Below are 495 nucleotides of genomic sequence, written 5' to 3'. Positions count from 1 at the left end.
TCTCTTCCTCCCCCCTCCTCTTTTTTTTCCTCCCCCTCCTTTTCTCTTCTCTCCCTCCTCCTTTTTCTTCTTCCTCTTCCCTCCCCCTCTCCTCTCTTTCTCTCCCTTTCCCCCTCTCCTCTTTTTCACCCCCCCTTCTTTCCCTCCCCTCTCTACTTTTCTTTCTCCCTCTTTCCCCCCTCTTCCCCTCTTCCTCCCCTTTCTCTCTTCTTTCCCCCTCTTTTCCCTTTTTTCTTCTCCTCCCCCTCCCCTCCTCTTTTCCCTTCTTTTCCTTCTCTTTCCCCCCTCTTTCCCCCCCTCCTTCCCCTTCTTTTCCTCCCCTCCTTTCTTCTCTCTTTTTTTTTCCTCCCTTCCTTCTTCTCCTTTTTCCTCTTCCCTTTTTTTCTTTTTCCCTCTCTCCGTCCCCTCTTCTTTTCCTCCCTCCTTTCCTCCTCCTTTCCCTCTCCTTCCCCTCTCTCTCCTCCTTTTCCTCTTCCCCCCTCTTCTTCCCCTCCC

The 495-nt window shown here is 52.1% G+C and carries 1 protein-coding gene; it reads right to left on the bottom strand.

Features of this window, described 5'->3' with window-relative positions; genetic code table 11:
• Nucleotides 1-495, bottom strand: a 495-nt coding sequence (locus tag A3773_RS19775; RefSeq protein WP_197462835.1) for a hypothetical protein, incomplete at both ends; no start/stop codon positions are given.

Source organism: Neptuniibacter pectenicola, from assembly GCF_001597735.1.
GTDB classification, from domain to species: domain Bacteria; phylum Pseudomonadota; class Gammaproteobacteria; order Pseudomonadales; family Balneatricaceae; genus Neptuniibacter; species Neptuniibacter pectenicola.
This window is presented reverse-complemented; position numbering and strand designations above follow the sequence as displayed.